At 44.3% G+C, this 26,460-nt stretch carries 30 protein-coding genes, 6 tRNA genes, 1 other RNA gene and 1 pseudogene; 28 read left to right on the top strand and 10 right to left on the bottom strand.

All coding sequences use genetic code 11. From position 1 onward, the window contains the following. Positions 1 to 117: 117 nt before the first annotated feature. The 3 genes and pseudogenes from BLR32_RS34650 to ffs form a co-directional block, all read right to left on the bottom strand. Positions 118 to 297: pseudogene (locus tag BLR32_RS34650) on the bottom strand (putative polyvalent protein kinase domain-containing protein); the annotation flags it as partial. 500 nt (positions 298 to 797) lie between these two features. Next, the gene (gene fsa, locus BLR32_RS22975) at positions 798 to 1,448 is read right to left on the bottom strand and encodes a fructose-6-phosphate aldolase (RefSeq protein WP_089835205.1); all 651 of its coding nucleotides are present in this window, start codon (positions 1,446 to 1,448) and stop codon (positions 798 to 800) included. Positions 1,449 to 1,682: 234 nt separating this feature from the next. Continuing rightward, positions 1,683 to 1,782: signal recognition particle sRNA small type (ffs, locus tag BLR32_RS22970), an RNA gene on the bottom strand. Positions 1,783 to 2,039: 257 nt separating this feature from the next. On the opposite strand from ffs, the gene BLR32_RS22965 reads away from it, so the two are divergent. Continuing rightward, complete coding sequence (locus tag BLR32_RS22965) at positions 2,040 to 2,489, top strand: DUF5684 domain-containing protein (RefSeq protein WP_089835438.1); 450 nt, start codon at positions 2,040 to 2,042, stop codon at positions 2,487 to 2,489. A 58-nt stretch (positions 2,490 to 2,547) separates the two neighbouring features. Here the strand turns inward: BLR32_RS22965 and BLR32_RS22960 are convergent, their stop codons facing one another. Beyond that, positions 2,548 to 3,273 carry an RDD family protein gene (locus BLR32_RS22960; RefSeq protein ID WP_089835204.1) on the bottom strand — a complete coding sequence of 242 codons (726 nt, stop codon included), beginning with the start codon at positions 3,271 to 3,273 and terminating at the stop codon, positions 2,548 to 2,550. A gap of 237 nt (positions 3,274 to 3,510) precedes the next feature. Between BLR32_RS22960 and BLR32_RS22955 the strand changes: the two genes are divergently transcribed. Genes BLR32_RS22955 through BLR32_RS22935 form a run of 5 tightly spaced genes read left to right on the top strand, consistent with a single transcriptional unit; the run spans position 3,511 to position 8,926 of the window. Further along, on the top strand, positions 3,511 to 4,494 hold the full coding sequence (locus BLR32_RS22955; protein WP_089835203.1) for a stage II sporulation protein M: 984 nt from the start codon (positions 3,511 to 3,513) through the stop codon (positions 4,492 to 4,494). Then, a complete protein-coding gene (locus BLR32_RS22950; protein ID WP_089835202.1) occupies positions 4,491 to 5,363 on the top strand; it encodes a DUF4129 domain-containing protein in 873 nt (290 codons plus the stop codon). The genes BLR32_RS22955 and BLR32_RS22950 overlap by 4 nt, the downstream gene beginning before the upstream one ends. Then, positions 5,360 to 6,595, top strand: a complete 1,236-nt coding sequence (locus tag BLR32_RS22945; protein ID WP_089835201.1) for a DUF4350 domain-containing protein — start codon at positions 5,360 to 5,362, stop codon at positions 6,593 to 6,595. The genes BLR32_RS22950 and BLR32_RS22945 overlap by 4 nt, the downstream gene beginning before the upstream one ends. Next, a complete protein-coding gene (locus tag BLR32_RS22940; RefSeq protein WP_089835200.1) occupies positions 6,595 to 7,575 on the top strand; it encodes an AAA family ATPase in 981 nt (326 codons plus the stop codon). The genes BLR32_RS22945 and BLR32_RS22940 overlap by 1 nt, the downstream gene beginning before the upstream one ends. 10 nt (positions 7,576 to 7,585) lie before the next feature. Beyond that, the gene (locus BLR32_RS22935) at positions 7,586 to 8,926 is read left to right on the top strand and encodes a DUF58 domain-containing protein (RefSeq protein WP_089835199.1); all 1,341 of its coding nucleotides are present in this window, start codon (positions 7,586 to 7,588) and stop codon (positions 8,924 to 8,926) included. 28 nt (positions 8,927 to 8,954) lie between these two features. Here BLR32_RS22935 and BLR32_RS22930 read toward each other — a convergent pair whose 3' ends face one another. Further along, positions 8,955 to 9,590 carry a hypothetical protein gene (locus BLR32_RS22930; RefSeq protein WP_143011553.1) on the bottom strand — a complete coding sequence of 212 codons (636 nt, stop codon included), beginning with the start codon at positions 9,588 to 9,590 and terminating at the stop codon, positions 8,955 to 8,957. 28 nt (positions 9,591 to 9,618) lie between these two features. After that, on the bottom strand, positions 9,619 to 10,545 hold the full coding sequence (locus BLR32_RS22925) for a hypothetical protein (RefSeq protein WP_089835197.1): 927 nt from the start codon (positions 10,543 to 10,545) through the stop codon (positions 9,619 to 9,621). Between the two features lie 513 nt (positions 10,546 to 11,058). Here BLR32_RS22925 and BLR32_RS22920 point away from each other — a divergent pair. The 3 genes from BLR32_RS22920 to BLR32_RS33825 are packed head-to-tail and all read left to right on the top strand — an operon-like array spanning position 11,059 to position 12,353. Beyond that, a complete protein-coding gene (locus tag BLR32_RS22920; protein ID WP_089835196.1) occupies positions 11,059 to 11,424 on the top strand; it encodes a DoxX family protein in 366 nt (121 codons plus the stop codon). A 1-nt stretch (position 11,425) separates the two neighbouring features. After that, the gene (locus BLR32_RS22915; protein WP_089835195.1) at positions 11,426 to 12,025 is read left to right on the top strand and encodes an FMN-dependent NADH-azoreductase; all 600 of its coding nucleotides are present in this window, start codon (positions 11,426 to 11,428) and stop codon (positions 12,023 to 12,025) included. Between the two features lie 52 nt (positions 12,026 to 12,077). After that, positions 12,078 to 12,353: a hypothetical protein gene (locus BLR32_RS33825; protein WP_143011552.1), complete on the top strand. Its 276-nt coding sequence runs from the start codon at positions 12,078 to 12,080 to the stop codon at positions 12,351 to 12,353. Positions 12,354 to 12,508: 155 nt separating this feature from the next. Here BLR32_RS33825 and BLR32_RS22910 read toward each other — a convergent pair whose 3' ends face one another. After that, a complete protein-coding gene (locus BLR32_RS22910) occupies positions 12,509 to 13,003 on the bottom strand; it encodes a hypothetical protein (protein WP_089835194.1) in 495 nt (164 codons plus the stop codon). A 123-nt stretch (positions 13,004 to 13,126) separates the two neighbouring features. Between BLR32_RS22910 and BLR32_RS22905 the strand changes: the two genes are divergently transcribed. Continuing rightward, positions 13,127 to 14,050, top strand: a complete 924-nt coding sequence (locus tag BLR32_RS22905) for an AraC family transcriptional regulator (RefSeq protein ID WP_089835193.1) — start codon at positions 13,127 to 13,129, stop codon at positions 14,048 to 14,050. An 80-nt stretch (positions 14,051 to 14,130) separates the two neighbouring features. Beyond that, positions 14,131 to 14,991: an oxidoreductase gene (locus tag BLR32_RS22900; protein WP_089835192.1), complete on the top strand. Its 861-nt coding sequence runs from the start codon at positions 14,131 to 14,133 to the stop codon at positions 14,989 to 14,991. A gap of 177 nt (positions 14,992 to 15,168) precedes the next feature. Here the strand turns inward: BLR32_RS22900 and BLR32_RS22895 are convergent, their stop codons facing one another. Both BLR32_RS22895 and BLR32_RS22890 read right to left on the bottom strand, forming a co-directional pair. Then, on the bottom strand, positions 15,169 to 16,170 hold the full coding sequence (locus BLR32_RS22895) for an NAD(P)H-dependent flavin oxidoreductase (RefSeq protein WP_089835191.1): 1,002 nt from the start codon (positions 16,168 to 16,170) through the stop codon (positions 15,169 to 15,171). A gap of 14 nt (positions 16,171 to 16,184) precedes the next feature. Continuing rightward, on the bottom strand, positions 16,185 to 16,775 hold the full coding sequence (locus tag BLR32_RS22890; protein ID WP_089835190.1) for a riboflavin synthase: 591 nt from the start codon (positions 16,773 to 16,775) through the stop codon (positions 16,185 to 16,187). Between the two features lie 116 nt (positions 16,776 to 16,891). Here BLR32_RS22890 and rpsU point away from each other — a divergent pair, with 116 nt between their 5' ends. From rpsU to nusG, 12 genes are all read left to right on the top strand, one after another. Next, positions 16,892 to 17,089, top strand: coding sequence for a 30S ribosomal protein S21 (gene rpsU / locus BLR32_RS22885; RefSeq protein WP_089835189.1), 198 nt, complete (start codon positions 16,892 to 16,894; stop codon positions 17,087 to 17,089). Between the two features lie 82 nt (positions 17,090 to 17,171). Continuing rightward, positions 17,172 to 18,116, top strand: a complete 945-nt coding sequence (locus BLR32_RS22880; protein WP_089835188.1) for a tyrosine-type recombinase/integrase — start codon at positions 17,172 to 17,174, stop codon at positions 18,114 to 18,116. A 191-nt stretch (positions 18,117 to 18,307) separates the two neighbouring features. Further along, positions 18,308 to 18,607: a ribosome hibernation-promoting factor, HPF/YfiA family gene (hpf, locus tag BLR32_RS22875; RefSeq protein WP_089835187.1), complete on the top strand. Its 300-nt coding sequence runs from the start codon at positions 18,308 to 18,310 to the stop codon at positions 18,605 to 18,607. Positions 18,608 to 18,841: 234 nt separating this feature from the next. Beyond that, positions 18,842 to 18,915: transfer RNA gene (locus tag BLR32_RS22870), tRNA-Thr, on the top strand. Between the two features lie 73 nt (positions 18,916 to 18,988). After that, positions 18,989 to 19,070 (top strand) — tRNA-Tyr (locus tag BLR32_RS22865). Positions 19,071 to 19,274: 204 nt separating this feature from the next. Continuing rightward, positions 19,275 to 19,347 (top strand) — tRNA-Gly (locus tag BLR32_RS22860). Between the two features lie 71 nt (positions 19,348 to 19,418). Continuing rightward, a tRNA-Thr gene (locus tag BLR32_RS22855) sits at positions 19,419 to 19,490 on the top strand. Between the two features lie 33 nt (positions 19,491 to 19,523). Further along, positions 19,524 to 19,598, top strand: a tRNA-OTHER gene (locus BLR32_RS22850). Positions 19,599 to 19,668: 70 nt separating this feature from the next. Continuing rightward, entirely contained in the window at positions 19,669 to 20,856 is a 1,188-nt protein-coding gene (gene tuf / locus BLR32_RS22845) for an elongation factor Tu (RefSeq protein WP_089835186.1), read from the top strand. A gap of 126 nt (positions 20,857 to 20,982) precedes the next feature. Continuing rightward, positions 20,983 to 21,053: transfer RNA gene (locus tag BLR32_RS22840), tRNA-Trp, on the top strand. Positions 21,054 to 21,118: 65 nt separating this feature from the next. Beyond that, entirely contained in the window at positions 21,119 to 21,313 is a 195-nt protein-coding gene (secE, locus tag BLR32_RS22835) for a preprotein translocase subunit SecE (protein ID WP_089835185.1), read from the top strand. Then, positions 21,313 to 21,906: a transcription termination/antitermination protein NusG gene (nusG, locus tag BLR32_RS22830; RefSeq protein WP_089835184.1), complete on the top strand. Its 594-nt coding sequence runs from the start codon at positions 21,313 to 21,315 to the stop codon at positions 21,904 to 21,906. The genes secE and nusG overlap by 1 nt, the downstream gene beginning before the upstream one ends. Positions 21,907 to 21,962: 56 nt before the next feature. Here nusG and BLR32_RS22825 read toward each other — a convergent pair whose 3' ends face one another. Then, positions 21,963 to 22,544 carry a DUF1579 domain-containing protein gene (locus BLR32_RS22825; protein ID WP_089835183.1) on the bottom strand — a complete coding sequence of 194 codons (582 nt, stop codon included), beginning with the start codon at positions 22,542 to 22,544 and terminating at the stop codon, positions 21,963 to 21,965. Between the two features lie 112 nt (positions 22,545 to 22,656). Between BLR32_RS22825 and BLR32_RS22820 the strand changes: the two genes are divergently transcribed. The 5 genes from BLR32_RS22820 to rplL all read left to right on the top strand — a co-directional run bounded on the left by BLR32_RS22820 (position 22,657) and on the right by rplL (position 26,372). Then, complete coding sequence (locus tag BLR32_RS22820) at positions 22,657 to 23,832, top strand: transglutaminase domain-containing protein (protein WP_089835182.1); 1,176 nt, start codon at positions 22,657 to 22,659, stop codon at positions 23,830 to 23,832. Positions 23,833 to 24,155: 323 nt separating this feature from the next. Then, positions 24,156 to 24,596: a 50S ribosomal protein L11 gene (rplK, locus tag BLR32_RS22815; protein WP_089835181.1), complete on the top strand. Its 441-nt coding sequence runs from the start codon at positions 24,156 to 24,158 to the stop codon at positions 24,594 to 24,596. A gap of 47 nt (positions 24,597 to 24,643) precedes the next feature. Continuing rightward, positions 24,644 to 25,333 carry a 50S ribosomal protein L1 gene (rplA, locus tag BLR32_RS22810; protein WP_089835180.1) on the top strand — a complete coding sequence of 230 codons (690 nt, stop codon included), beginning with the start codon at positions 24,644 to 24,646 and terminating at the stop codon, positions 25,331 to 25,333. Between the two features lie 40 nt (positions 25,334 to 25,373). Next, positions 25,374 to 25,901: a 50S ribosomal protein L10 gene (gene rplJ, locus BLR32_RS22805; protein WP_089835179.1), complete on the top strand. Its 528-nt coding sequence runs from the start codon at positions 25,374 to 25,376 to the stop codon at positions 25,899 to 25,901. 96 nt (positions 25,902 to 25,997) lie between these two features. Beyond that, complete coding sequence (rplL, locus tag BLR32_RS22800) at positions 25,998 to 26,372, top strand: 50S ribosomal protein L7/L12 (RefSeq protein WP_089835178.1); 375 nt, start codon at positions 25,998 to 26,000, stop codon at positions 26,370 to 26,372. Positions 26,373 to 26,460 lie beyond the last annotated feature (88 nt).

The raw sequence follows: 26,460 nt of genomic DNA, 5'->3' as shown, positions 1-26,460 counted from the left end.
TTTGAGTCAATAGGCTTTGTTAGATGTGGTTCAAAGCTTCGCATGCATTGATTAGGCCGGGCGGCCTTGCTGCGCAGGTGCTTGTCAAATTTCCTGTAATGGGTTTTATGCTTCACATTACCCTATTTCGATAAATCCGAGGAAACTATAGCAGGTGTTGGGGAAAAGAAGATTATGAATTACAATGCTGTTAAAGAATTCCAACCAGGTAGCATAGTAAATCCCATCGTTTAATTTAATAACACTTTTAGTTTCCACTTCGAAATACACTTTTGATTCACCTCCTCTGGCTAGAAACTGGGATTCGTTGGGGGCTTACTTTATTAAGAGACCATGTTCAGATGCATATCTTTTTAAGAATTCGACCTGCTCTTTTTTTGCGATTGCTTTACTTTCGAAATCTCTTTTAACCGTTGTACTTGTGCTAAAGCTTGAGCATAGGATATTTCGGGTTGCTGTGCAATTATCTGTTGCCCCCTCAATGATAACTCCGTCAATGATATTTTTAAGTTTGCTTCTGGTATCATCAATACTCATTTGTTGTAAAATTACTAGAATCAGAAAAAATATAAAAGTTACGGATTAGAACTGAATATAAATAGTTGATTTTTAGTTATATATTATGCTTTGGCCTGTCATCACAGCTATAGACATGTAATATCTCCGGAGTTGATGTATGCCATCTTCCCCTGCTTGAAGCTCCGCGCCAACAGGAGACCAGGGGTAAGGAATCCCGCCCGCAAAAAAAATCCCCGATGCATGGCTTGCACCGGGGAGTATACCATCTAAAAATAAGATTACATTTTCTTAGCGTCTTCCAGGAACTTCGCCAGACCGATGTCAGTCAGCGGGTGTTTCAGGAGACCGAGGATTGAATCCAGCGGACATGTACAGATGTCTGCACCGGCTTCAGCACATTTGATGATGTGTAAAGGAGAACGGATAGAAGCTGCCAGGATCTCAGTTTTGAAGCCCTGGATGCTATAGATCTGTGCTATCTGGGCGATCAGCTCAACGCCATCCCAGTTGCTGTCATCAATACGACCAATGAAAGGAGATACAAAGGTAGCACCTGCTTTAGCAGCCAGGATTGCCTGACCTGCAGAGAATACCAGTGTACAGTTAGTTTTGATACCGTTGTCGGTGAACCATTTCAGCGCCTTGATACCGTCTTTGATCATTGGCACTTTCACCACGATGTTTGGGTGAATAGCAGCCAGTTTCTTACCTTCTTCAACGATGGCGTTGAACTCGGTAGACAATACTTCTGCACTGATAGGACCATCTACCAGCTCGCAAATTGTTTCATAATGTTTGAGGATGTTAGCTTCGCCTTTGATGCCTTCTTTAGCCATCAGGGAAGGGTTGGTGGTAACACCGTCAAGAACGCCCAGGTCGTTTGCTTCTTTAATCTGTGCCAGATTTGCAGTATCTATGAAGAATTTCATTGTGAAATGATTTAGTCCTTTTTAATAATTAATTGCCGTCACAATAGTACGGAACAAATAAAATATAATCAACAGTACTCACTGATTCATTTAGAATGAACACAGAAACCGGACAATCGCGAAATAAACAGTTGGAACGCATTGGTAGGTCAGGTCATCCTTTATTGAAGAACGAGAGTGAATAGTAATTCGACTGAATCTATTGACCGATGACCTGGAATATAAAATAAAAAAAAACGGCAAGTTACTTACATCGCACCGCTACAACCGCCTACCCTTGCTACATTCCTGTCCTGGGGGAGTTCAGCAGGAGCTGGTCGTATAAGACTTGCCGGCTGCAAATGTACACTAATTGAAATAAATAACAAATCTTAAAAGAAGAATTATGAGAATTATTTAAAAAAGTGAACAAAAACTGCGTTCCTCAGTGATCAATTTCGTCACATCCGATGTTATATGTCTTGTATCAGTGACCGGTTGAACCCCGCAGCGGCTCCATACTCCATGAAATAAAGATCTTTTTTACACCACGATCCGACAGGCATTATGTTCAATTTCTATACATATATCCTTTCACCTAAACCTTTAATTATGCAAGACGTTTCCTACGATTCTTCAGGCGCTGCTGCTATGGGTGGCGCATTCGTTGTTCTTATGGTGTTTTATGTGGCTGTTTGTGTGTTGATGATTGTCTGTGGCTGGAAAGTATTCGAAAAGGCTGGTAAACCAGGCTGGGCAAGCATTATTCCTATCTATAGTTTAATTGTGATGCTGGAAATTGTAGGGAAACCCTGGTGGTACATTTTTATGTTCCTGATCCCGATCTACGGATGGATCGTCCTGCCTATTATGCTCACCCATGATCTTAGCAAAAGCTTTGGGAAAGATGTCGGGTTCACCGTGGGGTTATTGCTTCTGGGGATTATTTTTTATCCGATCCTGGCGTTCAGCAAAGACATCCGTTATATAGGTCCTGCCGGCCGTCCTACCGGAGCTTCACTGGATAGCCAGATAGGTAGTATCGGAAATCCTGCCGTATAATCACTTTTTTGCCATAATTAGTTATCCTGCCGGTTGTCATTTATTTGGCGACCGGCAGCTATCGCGTAGTGTAGTAGTTATAGTCATTCAACACCGTTTCCAGGAATTCCGCCGGCTGCATATCCGTTTTAATCTCAAGCACATCTTTTACACGATAAGCAACACGCGCAGCCAGCTCCGGATTATTGGACTTGATAGCCTGGTCCATCAGCGTTTTGATCTTATTCATATCTCTGTCAGATAACTTGAGGATCTGCGGGAAATGCGGTTGATAATCCACTGCCGACATATCCCTGAAGATCGTCTCATTCAGGCTCGCCTTTGTCTTTGTGCTTACAACGATCGTTCCGGCCACAATATCTCCCAGCCGCTGGTCGTACGGCGACCTTAACATGGCAATGATGGGAATAATACCATTCCAGAAAATGTAGGGCGTTTCGATCATGCGGAACAGCCATCTGATCAGATGCTGGCTGATACTGGGCTTGCCTCCCTGCATATTCCTCACCTTGATGTTGAGTATCAGCTTACCCGGCGTTTGTCCGTTCATAATGATCTCAAGCACAAGGAAATAGAACAGCATGGGCAATACACCCAGGAAGAAATATACCACGTAACTGGCCGTCTCGCTCAGCTGCATGTTATACACCGTGTAACCCAACACAATACAATATACCAGCCTGATGATCGCATCCAGCAACCAACCCAGGAAACGCTGGAAAAGGTTAGCTGTCTCAAATTCGAGATCTATATTGAAAGAAGTGGGTATTTTTATAGAGGCCATGTATAAATTTACTAATTAATGTATATGTTTGCCAGTAGTCTATAATCTTAGACCATAAGCGGTAGAGCAGTGGTCCGAACGGCGCTGTTGCTGACTAATCTAGCTACATTTATTTAATTAATATTAGCTGCCGGGGTCATTTTTTTGTATATTCTGAGCGAAATCCTTTAAATGAACATTTGATGGCTTATCCTTTATAGCTTATCAACTATGGATGACGGACTAACAGACTAGCCCATGCGTGAATCAACCTTCATAAAAAAGAATCTGCAGCGCTGGAAAAGATACCAGGAAGAACCTGCCGAAGATCCGGACGAGATGGCGGAACGTTTTACCAGCCTGCTGGATGATCTGGCATATGCCAAAACCTTCTATAGTTTCAGTAAGGTGACCAGTTATATTAACGGCCTGGCTGCTGGTATTTATCATACTATTTATGGTAACCGGAAAGAGCGGGATGGCCGGGTCCGCAATTTCTTCATTTATGAGCTACCGCTGTTGTTCCGCAAATACCATCGTTTGTTCCTTTTCACCTTTCTATTCTTCCTCCTGTTTTGTGTGATCAGTGCTTTTTCTGCCGCCCACGATGAAACTTTTGTACGGGGTGTACTGGGAGATGAATATGTGGGTAGAACAGAACAGAATATCAATAACGGCGATCCTTTTGGCGTTTATAAACAGGAAAACGAGCTGGTAATGTTCCTGAAAATAGCGCAGAACAATATTACTGTAGCGATGCTCACTTTTGTAAGCGGCCTTACGCTGGGCATTGGTACGCTCTGGCTGATGATGAAGAATGCTGTCATGCTGGGCGCTTTCCAGTATTATTTCTTCGCAAAAGGATTAGGCCTTAAATCTGTACTGGTGATCTGGATACATGGCACCCTGGAGATCTCTGCTATTGTAATAGCCGGTTGCGCCGGGCTTGTGATGGTTAGCGGACTGATATTTCCGGGTACACGTAAAAGATTGGATGCGCTGAAAAATACAGCCCGCGATGGCGTAAAAATAGTAGTGACACTGATACCGATATTTATAGTGGCGGCCTTCCTGGAAGGTTTCGTAACCCGGCATACTGCTATGCCTGTATGGACCAGTGTCAGCATATTGCTGCTGTCACTGTTATTTATTCTTGGTTACTTTATTGTTTACCCGATCTATCTGCATCGTAAAGGATATAAGCTCGGACCTAAAGCAACTATTATAAAGCCTGTGAAATGAGGAAAAAGCGTGTACATTATATCCTGGTATTATTGTGCCTGCCTTTGTTCGTCAAGGCGCAGACGTCGGTGCCTCCGGAGAAATGGGATTCCATGGTAGCTGAAGATATGATGGCTACTGCTGCAAAAAGGGAGGCTGCAGAAGAAGCGGCAGATTCAAACGCCAGGGAAGATATCAGTCAGCAGGCACAAAAAATGCTGATAGACCATCACCTGTGGGATGAGGCAATGCCGGCAATGGCTGACACGATGGAATCTTATGCAGACTATCCACTGGTGATACGAGCAGTGCCTGATACCATCATGAAAGCACTGCTGGCTGACAAGGAATTGCAATACCAGAAAAAAGAACCAAAGCCGCAAAAAGACATGTCCTGGCTTAACGAGATCTTTGCAGCGATCCTTCGCCTGGTAGGGCTTTCCCCATTCACGATCATATGTTTCATATTAGGAGGTGTAGGCGTATTGTTATATCTCTACCTGAAGCAGAATGGTTACCTGTTTAAAAGAACAAAACCGGATGCAGATAAGACGGTAAAACTGACAGAGGAAGAACTGGATACAGAAACATATCATCAGCAGATAGAACAAGCTATCTCTTCCGGCAGGTTCAGAGTAGCGGTAAGACTGCTATACCTGCAAACACTGCGGGTACTGATGGATAAAGGGATCGTTACCTATAGCAGGGAGAAAACCAATGCAGCTTATCTGCGCAGCCTGGTGTCTACACCGTGGTATAAAACATTTGCGACGCTGACACTGGATTATGAATATATCTGGTACGGAGAGATGCCTGTGAATGATGAACAGTTCAACGTTATACACAGACAGTTCCGTCAATTTATGAACGAATTAGGCTATACCCGGTGAAATCAAAATTAATAGCAATAATCGGCGCCATTATCCTGGTATTTCTGATCCTGCTGGTCTTCTCGTCACGTACGGATAAACCAGACAGTAAAGAAGTTGACGAGAGAGAACTCGCACGGCAAAGCTTTTCCCACAAGGATAAAAGCCCCGGTGGATGTTATGTGATGTTTAATGCCCTGTCTCATCTGTTTTACTATGATATCAAACCACAGGTAGTTACCAAGCCGTTTTCCCGCACGTACAGTAGGGATGAAACGCTGGCCTCTACAGACTATAACCTGTATATCATCGTAGCAGACAGACTATATACTTCAGCAGAAGATGCAAAGAATATGATCAGATTTGCATCAGCAGGTAATCAGTTATTCATCGCATCCAATCAGCCGGATAGTATGCTACTGGAATATCTGAATATCGCTGTAGATGATGAAGGTATTTTCCAGTCTTTTACTAATGCTGACCAGCGTTATGTGAACAGGAACCTCGCGCCCGACACCGCCTTTTCCCGTAAGGGTATCAGGGGCGGCAGCTTCGTTACAAAAATGGATACCAGCCGTACTACTATATTGGGTACTGATGCATTCAAGCGTCCTGATTTTGTGAGAGTAGCAGTAGGAGAAGGCGCTGTATTCCTCTTGTTACAGCCATCTACACTGACCAATTATTTCCTGCTGCACCGCCGTAATATCGTATCGCTGGAAAGGCAACTGGCATATACCAATCTCTACATGGATCATGTGTATTGGGATGAGTTTTATAAATATCAGACCTATCGTCAGTCGTCTGATTTCAGCGAATGGCAGGTGCTGATGCGTTATCCGGCAATGCGCTGGGCTTTATGGCTGGCTGTGGCATTACTATTGATCTATATGTTGTTTGAAAGCAAACGCAGGCAGCGTATTATTCCTGAAAAGCCTCTGTTGGTGAATAACTCGCTGGAATTTGTGGATGCACTCGGGCAGTTGTATTATCAGCAGCATGATAACCGCAACCTTGCGCAGAAGATCATTCTGCAGTGGCAGGAGTTTGTACGCACGCGCTATTATCTGAATACTAATAACCTGGATAACGCATTTGCAGAAGCATTGTCGCGCAAGGCAGTGATGCCGCTGGAACAGGTGAAAGATATCCTGCATAGTATTCAGCAGGTGCAATCTGAGTATGTTATTACAGATGAGTATTTACAGCGATTTTATAAAAATATACAAGCGTTCTATTTAAATACGAAATAATGGAGGAAACTACATTTCAGCCCCGTACTGATTTTACCGCTCTTCATGAAGCGGTAGTGGCCATCCGGGAGCAGATAGGCAAGGTAATTATTGGTCAGCATGAGATGATTGATCTGTTAATAGCAGGGCTGCTTACACAAGGACACGTACTGATAGAAGGTGTGCCGGGAGTGGCCAAAACGCTGACCGCTAAACTGCTGGCACGCTGCATAGATGCAGACTTCTCCAGGCTGCAGTTCACACCCGATATCATGCCTGCGGATGTGATAGGTACTTCCATATTCAATCCTGAGAAAAGAGAGTTTGAATATAAGCGTGGTCCTGTATTCAGTAACCTGGTGCTGATAGATGAGATCAACCGTGCCCCTGCAAAAACGCAGGCGGCCCTGTTTGAAGTGATGGAAGAGAGACAGATTACCAACGATGGCATCACGCATCCCTTACCTGCTCCGTTCATGGTAGTGGCCACACAGAACCCGATAGAACAGGAAGGTACTTATCGACTGCCGGAAGCACAGCTGGACCGTTTTCTCTTCAAGATAGAAGTGAAGTATCCTGCACTGGCGGAAGAAATTTCTATGTTGCAGGCCATGCATCATTATAACGGCTTGTCAGATCTGACGAAGCTGGTAGAACGTGTGGTGACAGCCATACAGATCATGGACTACCAGCTGTTGGTACGCAAGGTACATATTGAAGATAAACTGCTGCACTACATTGCCGCTCTGATCCATGAAACACGTAACAATGCTTCATTGTACCTGGGTGCATCACCACGTGCATCACTGGCGGTGATGAATTGTGCGAAAGCTGTTGCCGCTATGCATAACCGTGATTTTGTTACGCCTGATGATATTGTCAACATGTTGCCGCATGTACTGCGTCATCGTATTATGTTGACACCTGAACGTGAGATGGAAGGTATTACTGCAGACGAAGTGATCTCACAGATCGTGAAGTCGGTGGAAGTGCCGAGGTAAAAACTATTGTATGTTGAAAGCATTCTATCAGTCTTTATTTTTTACAACACGTTTCTATGCATTGCTGGGAAGTACGGCGATGTTATTCGTCGTGTCTTACTTCCTTCCTCCGCTGTATATTATATCGGAACTGATCTTTGCATTACTCGCTTTTCTGCTCGTACTGGATATATTCTTCCTGTATGTGGCAGGAGAGAAGCCGTTGGAAGTAACACGTATCATGGCGAACCGTTTCAGTAATGGTGATAATAACGATATCAGGATAAAGCTGGTGAATAATTATCGTTTCCCCATTACAGTTATATTATTAGAAGAATTGCCAATGCAGTTCCAGATACGTGATTTCAGGAAGAAAGTAAAACTGAAAGGAGGAGAGGAACAGGAAGTACATTACACTTTACGCCCTGTGGAGAGGGGAGAGTATCATTTCGGTAAAACCAATGCCTTCGTACGTAGTTTATTGGGACTGTCGCAGCGTCATATTGCACCCTTGAATGAAGAAATAGTAAAGGTATATCCTTCTTTTCAGCAGTTACGTAATTATGAGTTCTTTTCTTTCAACGGCCGTTTACAGGAAATGGGTGTGCATAAACAGCGTGTAACGGGTCATAGCATGGAGTTTGATCATATCAAGGAATATGTGCGCGGAGATGATGTGCGGATGTTGAACTGGAAGGCTACTGCACGCAGAGGTACGCCTATGGTCAATAACTATGTTGAAGAGAGATCGCAGCAGGTATATTGTGTGATCGATAAAGGCAGGGCGATGAAGATGCCATTCGAAGGATTATCCTTATTGGATTATGCCATCAACGCCTCGCTGATCTTCAGCAATATTGCCTTGCAGAAGGGAGATAAAACAGGACTGGTTACACTTGCTGCGCAACAGGTAGATGTGTTGCCTTCTTCCAGTAAGAAAACGCAAATGAACCTGATACTGGAGAAACTGTATGCGCAGGAAACGCAGTGGCAGGAGAGTGATTATGAAAGGCTGAGTGTTACTTTACGTAGTGTTTTTTCCCAGCGTTCTTTACTGATACTCTTCACCAATTTTGAGTCTATGACAGCGCTGCAGCGGCAGCTGCCTTATCTGCGCCGGCTGGCGAAGTACCACTTGTTGCTGGTAGTCTTCTTTGAAAATACAGAGCTCAAAAAAGTAACAAAAGATCATGTGCATACGGTAGAGGGCATCTATCGTCAGGTGATTGCACAGAAGTTTGCTTATGAAAAGAAACTGATGGTGCGGGAGCTCACGAAATATGGCATTCTGTCCTTACTTACTCCGCCTGAACAACTCACACTGAATGTGATTAACAAATACCTGGAGCTGAAAGCCAGGGCGCTTATTTAGCCATGGGAGTCAGCTCCGGTAGCCCATGTTATTTATCCTGGAGCTGCTTCACAGGTATTGTGCTTGATATAGACATTGACGGATCGTTTTTGTTGGTAGCTGTAACAGTAATAGTGCGTGTTGCATCACCCGTGTTCAGCAACAGGTCCTGCCCCAATAGTTTCCCTGCACTGGCCGTAAATTTTACAGCGGCTGTATCCAGCGGATAGATCTTTCCGCTGCTGAAGGATCCTTCTACATTCAGGTAAAACCGGATACCTCTTTTCAGGCTGTCGGCATAATGGTTAAAGCGAATGCTTTCCAGGTGAGGGAGGGTCAGTGTGGTGGTCAGCGGTTGTGCTGATTCAGGCAATGTGATAGTGAGTTCAACCTGGTAATGCAGTTTTGCCAGTCGTTGTCTGTCCAGCTGCAGATAACCATTCTGCACGCTACCGGCAGAGCTGGTTATTTTGATATTCCTCCAGCGATAAACTCCCTGTAAATATCCTTCCGTTTTTCTTACCTGTCCGTTCGCATATTTGAATTCCAGACCAATAGGGATATGATCGTACAATTCGGCTATGGAAGCCGGGTCATAACTGGCGGTAACGCCGGTTATATTGTTTTGCTGTGCCTGGGCGTTGAAGAAAAGCAATAGCTGCGCGATGATTAAAAAAGCTCTCAATGTGTTTTTTACCTGAAAGCTGAAAAAATCATTCCACATTTACAAGCGTAGGCGGTTTTTTATCTTTCTTAACAGATAGCGGAGACGCTATGCTATGGGCGTCAATGGGTAATGGTGGAAACGGATCTGGCTTTGGCTGGGGGGCAGTTTCCAGTATTGCTGCTGCGGACCGTTTCTTTTGCATGATCCTGGGAGCTTTGGAAGGCAGTACCTGTTTTTCTGCCACTGGCAAAGCTGGTTCCAGCACTGCGGTAATGAATGCCTGTTCGCTTTTGGCGGACTTGTTAACCTGTATATCCGCATCAGAATGAAGAAAGCGCAGCTGCAGTACAACGATGGTGGCAGTGGCTTTGACAGGGATAGCCGGCAGGAGCAGGGAATGCTGTTTTTCTCCCAGGGGTACACAATTGGCTGCTGTGGCGCTACCCATGCAGGTATTATTCTCCAGATCCATATCCAGTGCGGCGGCGTGAAGCTGTATATACCCCGTGTCTTTGGGAGGGTTCAACCAGTTTTGCCAGTTGGCAGGCAGCTTCACCAGGATGTTGCCATCTTCCTGGCGGATGGTATCTATACCTCCGATGGTCATAACAGCCTTATTGTTATACCGGAAATCTTTCAGGTGCTGGTGCAGGGCTGCGGGTTTAAATACGCGCTTTCCCCGCACGTGCAGGGTATCTTCTCTTAAAGCCGCATAAACGGCCGTATTTAGCCTGTAAATCGTCGTTTCTTCCTTTGCTGGCTGCCATACTCCATTCAGGGCTGAACGGATCGATTTTGCGGCCTTACTGGCCTTTGCGAATTCCCGGCTGCTTTGTTTACTGGCTGCAGACATGCTGTCCGGGCCATACTGCGGCATCCTTCGGCAGAACGGCTTACCGTTCCGTTCGTAGAAAATCAGGTCTCCGACATGACCGGAGAGTCCCTGAGTGATAATATTGAAATTTTGGGCCATAAACGTACAATAGATTTTACTGAATATACGAAATAATCGGCTGATAATTAGGTTCTTTGTTCGGAGATGTTCTTATTCTTCAGGCTCATTATAAATACTGAATAAATACATCTTAATATCCCTTAGGGACTCTCAAATGAGCCTGAAATGAGCCTGAAATGACCTTATAGAATAGGGTTTTAATAGGAGATAAGTCGGACATCAGTCGGACTTGACTTGGACTTGATCGGAGTAAAAAAGAGACTTTAAGTGATTTGAGAGGGGGACAGGGACTGGGGAAAAATAAAACCCGTTGTTTGGAAAAATGCCTATAGAAGAGCGAATGTAGTACTGCAAAGGTAAGCTATTCGGCAATCATAGCCCTGAAATACTACCCAGAAGCATTATAAAAAGAAGCCTCAAATGTCTCAGGGAGAGGGCCGTAACTATCCTGCAGGTTAGTACTAACCTTTAGTTTACTACTAACTATTTATTAGCAATTGTAAATAGTTTTGCCCTGTCAAAAAGTATCAAATGAAAACATTAAGGATTGTTTATTGGATTAGCACAGCGATTATAGCACTAATGATGACGTATTCAGGATATGCTTATTTCACGGATGTAAAAATAGATCAGGCATTTCAACATCTGGGTTTTCCTGCTTATTTCAGGATTGAACTGGCTATTGCCAAATTTATAGGTGTCGTGTTGTTACTGGCGCCGGTTGGCAGCAGGTTGAAGGAGTGGACGTATGCTGGTTTCACTTTTACATTTATATCTGCCGGTATTGCACATGGTTTTTCTGGAGACCCGATACCTCTTCCGGTTGTACCATTTGTTTTCCTCGCAGTACTGACAGTGTCCTACTTTACTTATCACAAATTAAATAAATCAAAATAGCATGAAAAAGATATTGAAGATTATATCAAGCGTAAACGGAGCTCAATCAAAAAGCACACAGCTGGCAGATGCAGTTATTGAAAAGCTGACAGCAAATTATCCGGGTAGTACGGTGAAAGTAAAGGATCTGTCACAGCAACGATATGAACATTTTCATGAGGGCCATCTGAAGGTATATCGTGGAATGGGAGAAGTAGCGACGGATGTAGTGGCGGCAGTAGAAAAAGTTTCAGATGCTACCATCAATGAAGTAATGGATGCGGACATTATTGTGATAGGAGTGCCTATATACAACTTCCATGTTCCGTCTACATTGAAAGCATGGATGGACCATGTGATGCGCGCGGGAAAGACGTTCTCCTTTGCAACAGGTCAGGCAGAAGGCCTGGTGAAAAATAAGAAAGTATACCTCGCAGTATCTTCAGGAGGCATCTATTCCGAAGGGATTGGACAGACATACGATTTTGCGGTGCCATATATGAAAGCAGCGCTTGGTTTTGTTGGTATGACAGACATCAGCATATTCTGGGCGGAAGGATGTGATATGCCTGGATACAAGGAAACTGCTTTGCAGAAAGCAATTGACAAAGTAGCTGTATAATTGCTGGTTTAGTTGTACATGCGCAAGCAGTAGAAAATAATAAGTACAGTAAATGTATCATATCAGACCGAATTTAATTGTAGGCTTCCACGGTTGTGATGAAGTAGTTCGTAATGCATTGCTGAATAACCCAAATAAAATTAAAATCAGCAGGAAGCGATATGATTGGCTAGGGAATGGAATGTATTTCTGGGAGAATAATTATCAACGTGCTTTGGATTGGGCAACAGAAAAATATCAACGAGGAAAGATTACCAGCCCCGCTGTAATTGGTGCTGTCATCGATTCGCAATCCGAATTGCATCAAAGGATTTTTTCTTCCGCGTAAGGAAAGACTATCGGAAGGATTTCAGTATGACATAAGTGATATCTCCGAAGATGGCTTTCTTTTGTCCGAACCAGAGGTGTCTTAGATATATGCAAAAGCAAGTCCCGGAAACAAACTATTTCCGGGACTTATATGCTGCGTGTAAGGGCAGGAGCCTACATATACTTCATCGCTTCATAGCCCAGTAACCTCCGCCACAGCGCTAATTGCCCAATACAATTCGCCTCGCGGTAAGTCTGAAAAGATACCAGATCAAAAATGCTCATTTTCATACCCGGCATTTCAAAAGGCTCATCAAACTTCTCATCATCTGCATTAAGGAGCGCTTCCCTTAAAAGCGGAGAAATGATCTTCCAGTCCTTTTCAAAAGCACTCAGGGCAGGATAGGTTACACCCTCCTGGATGCCTTTGTGATCTTTAAAAAGTTCATGCGCCTGTTGCTGTTTATCTATACCAAACAATTTAGCTAATTCGAATCGTTCCTGTACCAGGCTGCCTGTCAGCCATGCCATGTGATTGGCTTTTGTGCCCAGACGTTCATTGGCGTCTTTTTCAGAAATGCCTACGATGACATTGGGGAAAAAAGTGGTATGCATGTCATACAATACCATAAATCCAAAAGTTTTGCTGCTAAGTGGTTGTACTTCCATTTTTAATAGTATTGGTGAGTACTAAGGTAAGGAATAGCCACCGGGTGACAGGTTGCTGAAGCTGCCAATCTAGGGGGGTATTTGTGACAAATGCAGTAAATTAGTAGTCTATATCACTCAGTTATGCCATCTCAGACGCTTGACAGCCGTACCATAGATACATTAAGAGATATTCCTGACCTCGTCCCCGTATTCCGTGAATATTTTGAGGACTGGACCATCAGGGTGTTTAACAGGGAAGTACATGAATGCCGGAATTACCTGTCGCCCAACCGGAGAGATTTCTATAAGATACTGCTGACCACGAAAGGAGCAGGGGTGTTTACAATGGGACTAAATACCTATTACCTGGAAGAGCCGACTATTCTGTTTATCCATCCTAATGATATCATTTCCTGGAAAAATTTATCCGATGAGTCGGGAGGCTACTATTGTCTCTTCAGAAGATCCTTTGTCAATGAGCATCCCACTTTAAAGGCAAGTATGGACAAATTTGCCCTGTTCACGGACAAGGCTAAGAGCGTGATCCGGCTGACGGAGCAGAATGCTCAGCCGCTGGAGCAGTTGTTTGCGAAAATGAAGGAGGAGGAGTTGCTGGGCAGCAAATGGAGTGATGATTCCCTGCAGGCTTATCTGCAACTGTTGATGGTGGAAAGTGCCAAGGTTGCCAATTTCCCTCCGCCGGACAATATAACGGATGAATTCCGCCATGTGCATGAATTTTTCAGATTACTGGAAGCGGAAACTGCCGGCATCAATAAAGAAACGCCGATCCGGATCAGGACAGCCAAGGAATTTGCGGCAGATCTGGCCGTGCATCCCAATTACCTCAATGCCTTGCTGAAGAAGCATACCGGCCAGAATGTGAGCACTCATATCAAAAACCGCCTGCTGGACGAAACAAAGGTATTATTGCTGCAAACTGACTGGTCATTACAGGAGATTGGATACAGTATAGGTTATGCAGAACAACCCAATTTCAATTCATTCTTCAAGAAAAATACTGGTATTACCCCCGCTGAATTCAGGAAGACATACCATCTTTGATTTTCATAAAAGGTTCATTGCTTTTGCTAAAGTCCGCCTGCTGGCTTCTTTTCATCTTTGTATCACAAAACACGAACAAAATGAAAAGCGTAAACACACAGAAAGTATGGTTCATCACCGGCGCATCCCGGGGCTTCGGATTAGAAATATCAAAGGCAGTTCTTGCCGCAGGCGATAAACTGATAGCTACTGTACGTAGCAAACCACAGGACCTGGCCGTCCAGCTGGGAAATCATGAAAATCTTGCTGTTGTAACCCTGGACATCACTAATGAAGAACAGGCACAGGTTGCCGCCAAACAGGCTATTGACACTTTTGGAAGAATTGACGTCCTGGTAAATAATGCCGGTTATGGATTGTTAAGCGGAGTGGAAGAAGCTACAGCGCAGGAAGTAAAGAATAACTACGAAGTAAATGTATTTGGATTGTTGAATGTAACCCGTGCGGTATTGCCTTATATGAGGGCACAGGGATCTGGTCATGTGATCAATATTTCTTCTGTAGGTGGTTTATTCGGTTATGTAGGCTGGGGTATTTATGGTTCTACCAAATTTGCCGTAGAAGGTATTACTGAAGCCATGGCACAGGAGCTGGCTCCGCTGGGTATCTACGCCACTGTGGTAGCTCCTGGTTTCTTCCGGACAGAATTCCTCGACCATGCCTCACTGATAAAAACCAGCAATGAGATCAGCGATTATGAAGCCACTGTGGGGGCAATGCGTTCCTTTGCTGCGAATGCCAATAAAAAACAACCCGGCGATCCGGTTAAGCTGGCACAAGCCTTTGTGAAACTGGGACATGCGGAAAAACCTCCTGTACACCTGCCATTAGGTAACGATACCCTGGCCAAATTCAGGGAAAAGACGGCCGCTTTCGAGAAAGAGATCACAGAATGGTATGATGTGATCACCGGAACAGATCATGATGATGTTGCTGCCTGAGAAGGTACAGTGAAAATCAGGATATGAAGAAATGAAAAATCGGCTGTCCGTTTTAAGGGGACAGCCGATTTTGTATATGTATTGCTATTGCAGAATTACAAAGAGACCTTTATTGTCAGAACCGGTTAGTGCCGGATCATTCCGGAGGGACGTGGGAGGTCCGGAGATGTATTCTTCCTATCTGACGAGCAGCTGGCTGGTCTTCTCCAGTGTCTCTTCCAGTTCCTGTACCAGTTTGTTCACAATATCATGGATAGGGCTGATATCTTCCACCATTTCGACGCTTTGACCGGCAGACCATAGTTGCTGGTAATTGCCCGGCTTTACAGCTGCTTCCAGTTTTTTCATGCCGCGTAGTTGTACCAGCATTTTGAAATATTTGCGGGTACCGGCATTTTTATTCAGTTGTTTTTCCAGCCAGTTCTGTTTGTAACCGATCTTTTTTGCCGCAGGAGTATTGATGACGTTGCAGGGAGTACCTGATAGGCGTTCTGTCAATACGATATCTTCCATGCCATAGTCCAGGATGGCGTTCTTATATTCATTGCTGACGCCGGCTTCTTCACTGGCAATGAAACGGGTACCGATGGAAGCGCCCTGAGCACCCAGTACCAGGGCACTGGCCAGTTGCTGACCTGTGGCGATACCGCCGGCGGCTACCAGCAGTTTTTCGGGGAAGGCTTTGTGAAGGGCAGGAACGAGTATATGCATGGGATAGGGGCCGGCATGACCGCCAGCGCCAGCGCATACGGCAATAAAACCATCGCAGCCTGCCTGCGCCGCTTTTTCGGCGTGCTGCAGGTTGGTGACGTCGCAGAGTACCTTAGCGCCATAACTGTGGGCGGCTGCAATCACCTCCTTCGGACTACCCAGGGAGGTAATATAAAAAGGTACTTCCGCCGTTACACATTCTTTCAGGTGTTTGGAATAAAGGGGATTGGTCTTCTGGACGATGAGGTTGACGCCATAGGTACCCTGACCGGGCGGCAGTAATGCCCGGTGTTGGTTCAATTGCTCCAGCACCTGCCTGAGTTCTCCCTCCTTTCTATAGTTGAGAGAAGGGAATGTACCGGCAATTCCATTGTCCATGGCGGCTTTAACCATTTTTTCATTGCTGACAAGGAACATGGGGGCCATGATGACCGGATAACGGATGGCAAGGGCTGAGGTTAATTGCATAAGTGGACGTTTAGCTATGATTTCGCAGCAAGCTGCCTGGCCACGTATTTTCCAAGGATATCAAATTCCAGGTTAATTGTGTGTCCGGGTTGAACGGCTGAGATATTTGTGTGTTCATATGTATATGGAATCACAGCGATGCTGAATTCCGTATTGGTCACATTATAAATGGTCAGGCTGATACCGTTGAGGCAGATAGAGCCTTTTTCCACGACCAGGGCAGCAAATTGTTCCGGATAGCGGAAGCGGTATTCCCAGCTACCGTCCTGGGGGGTACAGGAAATACATTCGCCGGTGCTGTCGACATGCCCCTGAACCAGGTGACCGTCAATCCGGCCATTGAAGACCATGGCTCTTTCCAGGTTTACTTTTTGTCCGGGTGCAAGTTGGCCGATATTGCTTTTCAGCAGGGTTTCGGCAACGGCGACGATGTCGTAGGTATTGCTATCTACGCGGGTAACGGTCAGACAAACGCCGTTGTGGGATACGCTCTGGTCAATTTTCAGTGCTGGTGCGAGGGAAGAGCGGATGGTGATGACCATATTGGTGCCTTCCTGCCTGGTAGCTATTACTTCTCCTAATGATTCTATGATTCCTGTAAACATAGGGCTAAATTAAGTAATAAAGAGGAGATGGCGGTGTACAGAAGGAGCCGACAATATTTTGATAATTAAAATGGAAGTTATATCTTTGCCTTCCTGAAAAAAAGGAGTATTATATTATGTTGATCATCGATTCCAAAGATTGCGAAAACATTGACAAGGCGCTCAAAAAATACAAAAAGAAATTTGAGAAAGCCCGTATCCTGCTGCAACTCAGGTCACGTCAGTCTTTCACAAAACCTTCTGTTAAGCGTCGTACTGAAGTGCTGAAAGCTGTTTACAAACAGCAGTTAGCCAGTGGTAAATTAGACGATTGATTCTATCGGGGGTAATTCCCCACGCAAAATATGTGATGATTGTAAGGTTTATTATAACTTTACAATCATCAAATTTTTTGTTTTGAGTGAAGTCTTACACCCGGTAGCTAATCGTTTTCTGGCATATATCCGGCTTGAGAAGCGCTATTCTGCGCATACTGCTACTGCATATCAGCAGGACCTTACCCAGTTTTTTATCTTTTTAAGATCCCAATATGGCGATGTGTCTCTTCCGGGCATATCGCATTCTCATGTCCGTACCTGGCTGGCCTGGCTGATGGAGGAGGGCATGATTGCCAAGAGTGTTAACCGCAAGATCTCCACACTAAAATCATTTTTCAAATATGCCTTGCGTCACGGGGAAATTACAAGTTCTCCGATGACGAAAGTGACTGCCCCGAAGATCGGGAAGCGCTTGCCTGGCTTTATTGATGAAAAGGGTATGCAGGCAGTGGAAGATAACAGGAGCATGCGCAGGGGGCAGGAGGATATGCCGATTTTTGGGGATGACCTGGAGGGGAAGACACACCGGATGATATTTGAGTTGTTGTACCATACAGGTATCCGGTTGTCGGAGTTGATCAATCTGCAGGAGCGGCATGTGGATACCGCCAATCTGACTATCAAGGTGCTGGGAAAGGGCAATAAGGAGCGGATTATTCCAATCAGTACTTTATTGAGGGATGCAATAGGGGAGTACCGTGCGATGCGCAGGAAGGAACTGGCGGAGTTTGACAAAGAGGTGTTACTGGTAAATCCGCGGAGCGGGAAAAAATTGTATCCGAGATATGTCTACAATGTGGTGAGAGGGTATCTGACCGATCACCAGATTACGACATTGAGCAGGAGGAGTCCGCACGTACTGCGACATACATTCGCTACTCATTTGACGAATAATGGTGCTGATCTGAATGCAGTCAAGGAGCTGCTGGGGCATTCCAGCCTGGCGTCAACACAGGTTTATACGCATAATAGCATTGAAAAACTGAGGGAAGCGTACCGGAAAGCGCATCCAAAAGGTGAGTAGAAAAGGGCCGTTCCTACTTTAACAAAATATTACTAAATGGTTATGTAAAAGAGTCGAAAAGTGAGTAAATTAGTAATGAGTTCTTTGTATACACTTCTTTCATTAAGTCGATGACCATTAAAAAATGAAAGCGCCTATGGACGTAATGTTACGAGCATGTACAAGATTGTTTAAAACTAAAAATTAGTGCTATGAACGTTCAAATTCAAACAGTACATTTCGATGCTGACTCAAAATTGATTGATCATGTGAGTAAAAAAATTCAAAAACTCAATACTTTTTATGACAGGATTATTAGCGTAGAGGTTTTTTTAAAGTTAGATGGAATAGCCCATCAGATTAAGGATAAAATAGCTGAAATAAAAGTCCATATACCCCGCCAAGACTTATTTGTAAAGCACGAATCCAAATCCTTCGAGGAGTCATTTGATCTCGCCTTTGACTCGGTTGTTAACCAGATCAAGAAAACCAAAGAGAAGAAATTTCAGTAAAAACATAAAAATATTTTGGAATTAAATATCTGTTTACTACCTTTGCCATCCCGATCGAAAAAAGGGATCGGCGAAGGTAGTAAAGTTCTTTACTGTAGGGTGTTTTAGCCAATTAATACAAGTCTTAAAATTTGTATCCGGGTGCTGAAAAAAAGATTTTGAGATTAATTAAATTCAACTATTTTTGCACCCTCTTATAACGGATACCTTTTATAAGATTCTTGAATAAGATAAGCCAGCATAGCTCAGTTGGCCAGAGCTACTGATTTGTAATCAGTGGGTCGGGGGTTCGAATCCCTCTGCTGGCTCCGGAAAAATTCCGAAGCAAAAAAGTGGTCCCGGACGGACGAGATTTTTGGAAAGGAGTTTAAGGATTAAAATGGGCAGGTTCCAGAGCGGCCAAATGGGGCGGACTGTAAATCCGCTGACTACGTCTTCACAGGTTCGAATCCTGTCCTGCCCACTCAGCGCAAATGTTCCGCCTTTGCCCCTTAGCAAAGGCGGAACTTGTCTGTTAAGTGCAGGTTCTTCCGGAAGGAAGGCATAAATCGAAGAGGAGAAAGGGTAGTGGAAGTAGTTCTTCAGTGTCTATCAGATGACAGTTTCCCCAAAGGAAATCTTCTATGAAAAAAGAGACACACAGTTCTTTAGCTTATTATTATTAAATGCGGGAGTAGCTCAGTTGGTAGAGCGACAGCCTTCCAAGCTGTAGGTCGCGGGTTCGAACCTCGTCTCCCGCTCATCGTAATACCGGTTCGAAATTTTGTCTTGGTATTACATGGGATGAAAGTTCTTTAAAAAGATTTTCAATGCTGTTGTAGCTCAGGGGTAGAGCACTTCCTTGGTAAGGAAGAGGTCGTGAGTTCAATTCTCATCAACAGCTCAACGGATTTCCAAACATCCGGGATCCGGATTTCGTTGTAGCTCAGTGGCAGAGCGTTCCTGGTGAAAAAGCCGGGAAAGGTCGTGAGTTCAATTCTCATCAGCGGCACAAGTTTGTAAAACCGTTTTTTAAAAACAACTATCAATACAATCTTTACAAACCATCTAAAAAAAATACAATGGCAAAAGAAACCTTTAAGCGGGATAAACCCCACGTAAACATTGGTACCATCGGCCACGTTGACCACGGTAAAACTACCTTAACTGCTGCCATTACTACGATTCTGGCAAACAAGGGTCTGGCAGAGAAGAAAGGTTATGATGAGATCGATGCGGCTCCTGAAGAAAAAGAAAGAGGTATTACCATCAATACAGCACACGTTGAGTATCAGACAGCTAACCGCCACTATGCGCACGTTGACTGTCCTGGTCACGCTGACTATGTGAAGAACATGATCACTGGTGCTGCGCAGATGGACGGTGCTATCCTGGTGGTTGCCGCTACAGATGGTCCGATGCCACAAACTAAAGAACACATCCTCCTGGCTCGTCAGGTAGGCGTTCCTCGTATCGTAGTATTCATGAACAAGGTTGACCTGGTTGATGATGCTGAACTGCTGGAACTGGTTGAACTGGAAGTACGCGAACTGCTGAGCAAATATAACTATGATGGTGATAACACACCAATCATCATGGGTTCCGCAACCGGCGCACTGGCTGGTGAAGAAAAATGGGTGGCTAAGGTTGAAGAACTGATGAATGCAGTAGATGAATACATCCCACTGCCTCCTCGTCCGGTTGATCTGCCGTTCCTGATGTCTGTAGAAGACGTATTCTCTATCACTGGTCGTGGTACTGTTGCTACAGGTCGTATCGAGCGTGGTAAGATTAAAGTTGGTGAGCCAGTTGAAATCGTTGGTCTGATCGAAAAACCACTGACTTCTACATGTACTGGTGTTGAGATGTTCAAAAAATTACTGGATGAAGGTGAAGCTGGTGACAACGCTGGTCTGCTCCTCCGCGGTATTGAAAAGTCTCAGATCCGTCGTGGTATGGTTATCACTAAACCAGGTTCTATCACTCCGCACACTGAATTCAAATGTGAAGTATACGTACTGAGCAAAGAAGAAGGTGGCCGTCACACTCCGTTCTTCAACAAATACCGTCCTCAGTTCTACTTCCGTACAACTGACGTAACTGGTGAAGTTGAATTACCAGCAGGTGTTGAAATGGTTATGCCTGGTGATAACGTTTCTCTGACTGTAAAACTGATCGCTCCAATCGCTATGGAAAAAGGTCTGAAATTCGCTATCCGCGAAGGTGGACGTACCGTAGGTGCTGGTCAGGTTACTGAGATCCTGAAGTAATCACTTTCTGATATAATTTAAAGGCCATTAGCAATTAGCAAATTGCGGCCAGCGAATAGATTTAATTTATGTAAATTTGTTTCGCTGGATAGCCTGGAGCTGGCAGCTAATGGTCTTTTCTTACACACGGGCATAGTTCAATGGTAGAATAGAGGTCTCCAAAACCTTTGATCAGGGTTCGAATCCTTGTGCCCGTGCTAACAATGGTGAAAAGTGAAGGCTTTTCACCTTTCATGTTTTCAAACGGTTAATTTTTAAACCAATGAATAAGGTTAGAGCATACTTCCGGGAGTCTTATCATGAGCTGGTGCATAAAGTATCCTGGCCTACTTGGCAGGAGCTGCAGTCTTCCACAATGGTGGTATTAATCGCTACTGTTGTTATCACTGCGATTGTTTGGGGTATGGACGCCCTTTCACATCTCATGTTAACACAGTACTATAAAATTATAGGATAATGATAGATGCATCCAATAATAACCCTGCAGAAGAAACAAACATTCCCACCCAGGACACCAAATGGTATGTTCTGCGCGTAGTGAGTGGCAAAGAAAAAAAGGTAAAAGAATACCTGGATATCGAAGTACGCCGCTCCGATTGGGGTAACGTGATCACCCAGATATTTTTACCTGTAGAGAAAGTGTATAAAGTGCAGGCAGGTAAAAAGGTGATGCGCGAAAAGAACTTCTATCCAGGTTACGTAATGATCGAAGCAATAGACGGAAAAATGACCGACGAGGTGATCCAGTCTATCCGCAACGTATCAGGCGTTATTCACTTCCTGGGTAAAGATAAGCCCATCGCTCTGCGTAAGGCTGAAGTGAACAAGATGTTAGGTAAGGTGGATGAAATGTCTGACAACGGACTGACCATGAGCGAGCCTTTCATTGTTGGTGAAACTATTAAGATCATAGATGGACCTTTCAACGACTTCAATGGTATCATCGAAGAGGTGATAGAAGACAAGAAGAAACTGAAAGTAACTGTGAAGATCTTCGGTCGCGCTACCCCGGTAGAACTGAACTTCATGCAGGTAGAAAAAATCAGCTAACTATTTCAGTAATCATATTAAACCGTCCCGCTTTAAGCAGGACGGTTTTTTTATGCTTAATTCTTTCTGGTGAATTTAAGTTCCATTGTTTTGAATTCTTTGCCGTCATTCACCATGTACATTTCCATCACATGATGATTGTCGTCGACAATCTTAAAGATCTCTTTAATATCCATGTCTTTTCCAGTCATGGGATCCACTGATTTGCCGGTAAACGTAATGGACTTTGTGGCATCGTCCCAGGTACCTTCTGTATTCATAATACCGGTGCCCATATTGTCTACCCAGGAGCTCTGGAATATTTTCTTGGCATTGTCATAGGCGAGCAGGCCATGACCTTCGAAAGGCATTCCCATGAAAGTGCTTTTGTGAATAGATTCCTGGTAGCGGCCTCCCAGGATCATCTTATTGACGGTAGTGCCCGTTGAAGTAGTCGGGGGCGCATCTGGTTTCATCCACATCGTCATATCAAAGCTCCATTCGCCATCGGATTTGGCAATCATCTGGTGAATAGCACCCGGGGTCATGTATTCCATCCAGGCTTTTTCTTCATCAGATTGGGTCTGAGCCCGGGAAGTAGTGTTGAGCGATAAAAATGAGATGAGGACTGAGGCTGAAAATAACAATAGACGTCGCATAATTGGTGGAGTTTAGTTTTAATCATAACGTTTGAAAGGCGATAAGGTTGGGTTAAATCGGGTGATCGATTAGCTGATATTCCTTAATTTTGGGGACATTTTCGCTATACACATGAGGGTTGTTTTTATATTGTTAACTGTCGTTACATTATTTTCTGCGTCACTATTTGCCCAGCCGAAGGAAAGAATTAGTACCGAGCGCCCGGTACCGGCAGCCCTGGTTATACCGGAGGCAGACCTGGCTACCCCTGTTACGCTGAGCCATTATCTATCTGCACATACCACATCCCGGAAAGAGTTTGTCCGGCAGTTGTATAGCTGGCTGGTATGGAGCATCGGGTATGATGTAGCCAATATGTACAGCCCCAACTATTATAAAGATACCCTGGATGCGGCGCAGAAGACTTTAAAGACGAGGATCGGTGTTTGCCAGGGCTATGCGAATCTCTACTACCTGGTTTGTAAAGAGGCGCGCATTCCGGTGCACCTGATAAGTGGGTATACGAAGACATATGGAAGGATCGATAATGCCAGTCATGCCTGGGTAGCTGTACAGATAGATAACACGTGGTATATGACAGATCCGACCTGGGGTGCTGGTGTGGTGAACAATAACAAATTTATCAGAAAGCCGGTGGATAGCTATTTCCTGGTGGCACCCTCCGCTTTTGTGGCAACGCATATGCCCTTTGATCCTTTATGGCAATTACTGGAGCATCCTTACCGGCATGACGAGTTCAGCGGCAATGATTTGAAAGCAGCAGCAGAACGGGCGGTATTTAATTATAAGGATTCGCTGATAGCCTACGAAACAATGAATGATGACCTTCGGAAGTATCAGTTGGTTATTAACAGGATAGAAGGGTATGGAGTAACTAACCAATTAATCAGTCATGAGCTCGGATATTATAAAAGCCTGGTAAAATATATTGCTGAGAACAGGCAGATAGTGGCGGCGAACAGGGCAATAGATGATTTTAACCGGAGCAGTAATCAGTATAACCGGGCTGTAAATATGTTCAATGAGTATGTACACTTTAAGAATAACCAGTTTAAGCCGTCGAAGCCGGATAAGGAGATCAGGGAGATGGTAGATGCGATAGGGCGGAAGCTGGCAGAGAGTCGGAAGGGGCTGGCTGGATTGAACAGGAATGAGGTGGTGATCCGGGGAAACATCAGTGAATTAGAGGAGTCGTTGAGTACGATGGAGAAGCGTTTAGGGGAGGAGCAGGCGTTTGTGGATAAGTATATTAAGACGGGAAAGATGTTGAGAAAATCTTTGTTTTAATAAAGCGACGTGGATGGGAATTCCATTAAATTAAATTAGATTTGTTGCAGACCGTTAAGACATATTTAACCCGTAAAAGTTTTTACTGCTGGGTTAAGATAAAATACTTTTGCAATAGAATTGTAAAATTTTCGACCCAAACTGATTATAATAGCAAAAAGAATGCCCGAAAGCAAATTCTTTTTGAGATTTAATACATTATTATATACCTTTGCATCCCCTTTAAAAGGTAAATTTCTCTTTTTTAGTAAGTAAATTTTCTCCTTTTAGTTTTGGGAGTCTCGTCGAAGATGGGACGTTTTCACCAAATTAAACTTTATAACATGGCAAAAGAGATCGCTACGTACGTGAAATTGCAGGTGAAGGGCGGCCAGGCCAACCCTGCTCCTCCGATCGGTCCCGCACTGGGTTCCAAAGGTGTGAACATCATGGAGTTCTGTAAGCAGTTCAATGCCCGTACCCAGGATAAAATGGGTAAGGTATTGCCTGTATTACTGACTGTTTACACTGACAAGTCATTTGATTTCGTAATTAAGACGCCTCCTGCTGCTGTACAGCTGCTGGAAGCTGCCAAATTGCAGAGTGGTTCCAAAGAGCCTAACCGTAACAAAGTTGGTAAGGTTACCTGGGCACAGATTGAGGCAATTGCTCAGGACAAAATGGCTGACCTGAACTGTTTCACCAAGGAAAGCGCCATGAAGATGGTAGCTGGTACTGCCCGTTCTATGGGTATAACAGTAGATGGTAACGCTCCCTGGAATTAATTGTGTCACCCTGTTGAAAGCAGGTTAACTTTTTAAAACATTTTGCAATGGCAACTAAGAAAAGAAAAGCAGCCGATACAAAGGTGGACAAAAACAAGGTTTATAGCCTGAAAGAAGCTTCCACACTTGTAAAAGATATTAACTGCACCAAATTCGACAGTTCTGTCGATTTACATATCCGTCTGGGCGTAGATCCCAAGAAAGCAGACCAGGCTATCCGTGGTTCCGTAACGCTTCCCCACGGTACTGGTAAAACAAAACGTGTACTGGTTCTTTGCACTCCTGACAAGGAAGCTGCAGCGAAAGAGGCTGGTGCTGATCATGTTGGTCTGGACGAGTATATCCAGAAGATCGAAGGTGGTTGGACCGATGTTGATGTTATCGTAGCTACTCCGGCTGTGATGCCTAAGATCGGTAAACTGGGTAAGATCCTGGGTCCACGTAACCTGATGCCGAACCCTAAGACAGGTACTGTTACCAATGATGTAGCAGCTGCTGTTAACGAGGTGAAAGGCGGTAAGATCACTTTCAAAGTGGATAAAGCAGGTATCATTCACGCTTCGATTGGCCGTGTATCATTTGCTTCTGACAAGATCGAACAGAATTCTCAGGAGTTGATCAACGCTATCATCAAGCTGAAACCAGCTACTGCGAAAGGTACTTACCTGAAAGGACTGTCTATGGCGAGCACAATGAGCCCGAGCATCACAGTTGACACAAAATCTGTTCAAAACTAATGATTGGCCTTCCGGCAAATCAACAAATTGACAAAAAGCTATGAACAAAGATCAAAAAAACGAAGCGATTGAACTGCTGAAAAGTAAGTTCTCTCAATATAACAACTTCTACATCACCAACACCGAGTCTCTGACCGTTGCACAGGTGAACAACCTGAGAAAGGTTTGTTTCGACAAGAACGTGGAAATGAAGGTGGCTAAAAACACCCTGATCCGCAAGGCACTGGAATCTCTGGATAGCCAGAAATATGCAGGTGTATATGACGCTCTGAACGGCGTTACTGCCCTGATGTTCTCTGACAGCCCTAAAGAGCCAGCTCTGATCATTTCTTCTTTCCGTAAGGAAAACAAGAAATCAGAAAAGCCTGAGCTGAAAGCAGCTTTCGTAGGTGATGAAATTTACACTGGCGATGCTCAACTGGCTAACCTGGTGAAGATCAAGACCAAGAACGAGCTCATTGGAGATGTTATCGGTCTGTTGCAATCTCCTGCAAAACGCGTTCTCGCTGGTTTGCTTGAGAAAGCTAAGAAAGAAGGTGCCGGCGCAGAAGCACCTGCAGCTGAGTAATTGGCTGAATGCCTTAACAGGCGCGCAAAACAACACTGGCTTCCAAGTCACAATATAAATTATTACAATACTTAAAATTCTTAAAAACATTATACAATGGCAGACGTTAAAGCATTAGCCGAACAATTAGTAGGTTTAACTGTTAAGGAAGTACAAGAACTGGCAGATTTCCTGAAATCTGAATACGGTATCGAACCAGCTGCTGCTGCAGTAGTAGTTTCTGCTGGTGATGGTGGTGGCGCAGCTGCTGCTGAAGAAAAAACTGCCTTCAACGTTATCCTGAAAAATGCAGGTGCTAGCAAACTGAACGTAGTTAAGATCGTTAAAGATCTGACCGGCCTTGGTCTGAAAGAAGCTAAGGAACTGGTAGATGGTGCGCCTAAACCACTGAAAGAAGGCGTTTCCAAAGCTGAAGCAGAAGATCTGAAAGCTAAGCTGACAGAAGCTGGTGCTGAAGTTGAAATTCAGTAGTCTTTGCTTAAAGGATACCTCTTTATAAAGGTCAAAAGTGCTTCCGGCACTTTTGGCCTTCTTCCCTTTGGGAAAGTGTCTTTTCGGA

This window comes from Chitinophaga filiformis (genome assembly GCF_900102545.1).
GTDB classification, from domain to species: domain Bacteria; phylum Bacteroidota; class Bacteroidia; order Chitinophagales; family Chitinophagaceae; genus Chitinophaga; species Chitinophaga filiformis.
The sequence above is the reverse complement of the archived record's forward strand: the minus strand, read 5'-3'. Positions and strand labels throughout refer to the sequence as shown.